A 2,506-nucleotide genomic window follows, 5' to 3' on the forward strand; every position below is an offset into this window, starting at 1 on the left:
CCAGCACTTCCGGGTTAAGGCAGGTTTCAGGACGACCGCCGGACAGCATGGCCAGAAGGTTGCGGGCGGCCATGGTCGCCATGTTGGTGCGGGTGGATGTCGTGGCCGAGCCGACATGGGGCAGAAGGACCGTGTTCGGCAACGCCGCCAGCCCCTGGGCCAGACGCGGCTCGAATTCGTACACGTCCAGGCCCGCGCCGGAGATCTGGCCGATTTTCAGGGCATCAACCAAATCGTCTTCCTTGATCAGCGGCCCGCGTCCGGTATTGATGAGGATGGCCGAGTCCTTCATGCGGCGGAAGGCCGCTGCGTTGAAGAGATGTTTCGACCTGGGCGTGAGCGGCGCGTGCAGGCTGATGAAGTCGGACTGGGCCAGCAGGTCCTCGAACGGCACGAGTCGCGCGCCGAGTTCGGCTTCAAGCACGTCGTTGCGGCGCCCCGACGAGCTGGAATAGACCACGGACATGCGAAACCCCTTGGACATGAGCGCCATGGCCGTGCCGATGCGTCCGGCCCCGACAATGCCCAAAGTCTTGCCGCACACGTCCGCGCCCAAAAACTGCAGCGGCCCCCAGCCGGACCATTGCCCCGAGCGCATGACCGCGTCGGCCTCGACCACGCGCCTGGCCACGGCGAACAAAAGCGTCCAGGCGAGCTCGGCCGTGGCGTCGGTCAGCACGCCCGGCGTATTGGACACCGGGATGCGCCGCCGGGTCGCCTCGGCCACGTCGATGTTGTCGAATCCCACGGCATAATTGGCGTACCCCTTGAGCCTTGGGGCCGCGTCAAAAAATTCGCCATCGATACGGTCGGTCAGAAGGCCAATAACGCCGTCCTTGTCCCGGACCTTGGCCAGAAGTTCGTCCCGGCCCAGGGGGCGATCATCCGGATTGACCTCCACCTCGCACACGGTGCGCAACAGGTCCAGGCCGGCGGCGGGAATCAGACGGGTCACATACACGTTCGGCTTCATGACACGCTCCTTTGCTGTCTGTTTCAAGAATTTCCAATCAGGGCTACCGTGGACGCGACCTGCCTTCAAGTGCGGGAATTGGCGCAGGCTGGTCTTGTCCATGCCGGAATTTGCACTTGATTTCGTCCAAAAACCTGTTCTAGGGCAGGCCTGTCCGTGCGACGCGCCATAAGCGCCGCCATTTCACTTCACCGAGGAGTTGTTCACGATGATCGAAACACACAATCTGGGCATGCACTTTGGCCCCGTCACGGCGCTGAAGGACGCCACCTTCCGCGTCGGGCAGGGCGAAATTTTGGGCCTGCTCGGTCCCAACGGAGCGGGCAAGTCCACGATCATGAAAATACTGACCACCTACCTGCGCCCGTCCACGGGCACGGCCACGGTCTGCGGATTCGACGTGCTCCGCGACCCGCTCAAAGTCCGCCAGAAAATCGGTTACCTGCCGGAAAACCTGCCCCTCTATCCGCGGATGGAGGTCGGCGAATACCTGGATTTCGTGGGACAGGCGCGCGGCCTGCACGGAACCGGGCTGCGGCAGCGCCTGGGCTGGGTTCTGGAAAAAACCGGGCTGACGCCCATGTACCGTCGGCCCATCGGCGAACTGTCCAAGGGCTACCGCCAGCGCACGGCCCTGGCCCAGGCCCTGGTCCACGACCCCGAGGTCATCATCCTGGACGAGCCGACCACGGGCCTGGACCCGCACCAGATTCTGGAAATTCGCGGCCTGATCAGGGACCTGGCCGCGACCAAGACCGTGCTCTTCTCCACCCACATCCTGCAGGAAGTGGAAGCCATCGCCGACCGTGTGGTCATCATCAGCCAAGGCGCCATCAGGGCCCAAGGCACGACGGACGAACTGGCGGTCAAGGCCGGAGCCAGGGCATGGGGCCGGGCCGAAATCAAGGCCCAAGGCGCGGACATCACCGCGACCCTGAACGCGGCGGGCATCACCGACACGGAAATCCTGCGCGAGGCCGAAGGCTGGACGCGGCTGCGCTTCACGGCCCTGGACCCGATGGCCGCCCTGGAAGAACTGTCCGCCCTGTGCGCGGACAAATCCTGGGCGCTGCGTGAACTGACCCTGCCCGGCCCTTCCCTGGAAGACATCTTCCTGGCCCTGACCCGCGCCGAACAGGCCGCCTAAGGAGAACCCATGCGAGATCTTGTCACCATCATGCGCCGCGAGCTGGGCGCGTACTTCAATTCGCCCATCGGCGCGATATTTCTGATTGTCTTCACCCTCATCGCAAGCGGCCTGTTCGTCACCGAGTTCTTTCTTTTCCCGGTGGCCGAATTGCGCAGCTTTTTCAACACCATTCCGTTCATTCTCTGCGTCTTTGTCCCGGCCGTGACCATGCGCCTGTGGGCCGAGGAACGGGCCGCCAACACCGTGGAAATGCTCCTGACCTTCCCCATGCGGCCCATGGCCCTGGTTCTGGGCAAATATCTGGCCGGACTGTGCTTTCTGCTCCTGGCCCTGGGCTCGACCCTGATCCTGCCGCTCATGCTCGCGGCCCTGGGCCAGCCGGA

3 protein-coding genes are annotated in these 2,506 nt (G+C 64.0%); 2 read left to right on the forward strand and 1 reads right to left on the reverse strand.

All coding sequences use genetic code 11. From position 1 onward, the window contains the following. On the reverse strand, positions 1–973 hold a 973-nt coding region (locus EOL86_13620; protein ID NCD26614.1), incomplete at its 3' end, for a D-glycerate dehydrogenase. Between the two features lie 208 nt (positions 974–1,181). Between EOL86_13620 and EOL86_13625 the strand changes: the two genes are divergently transcribed. Then, positions 1,182–2,120 (forward strand): ATP-binding cassette domain-containing protein, encoded by a 939-nt coding sequence (locus EOL86_13625; protein ID NCD26615.1) that lies wholly within the window; start codon positions 1,182–1,184, stop codon positions 2,118–2,120. A 9-nt stretch (positions 2,121–2,129) separates the two neighbouring features. After that, positions 2,130–2,506: ABC transporter (locus tag EOL86_13630; protein NCD26616.1), on the forward strand; the 377-nt coding region annotated here is incomplete at its 3' end.

Source organism: Deltaproteobacteria bacterium (assembly GCA_009930495.1).
Taxonomy (GTDB): Bacteria; Desulfobacterota; Desulfovibrionia; order Desulfovibrionales; family Desulfomicrobiaceae; genus Desulfomicrobium.

What these genes read in the sequence shown, in the direction of transcription:
- EOL86_13625 (NCD26615.1), top strand. Translation starts at nt 1,182, where the DNA reads ATGATCGAAACACACAATCTGGGCATGCACTTTGGCCCCGTCACGGCG.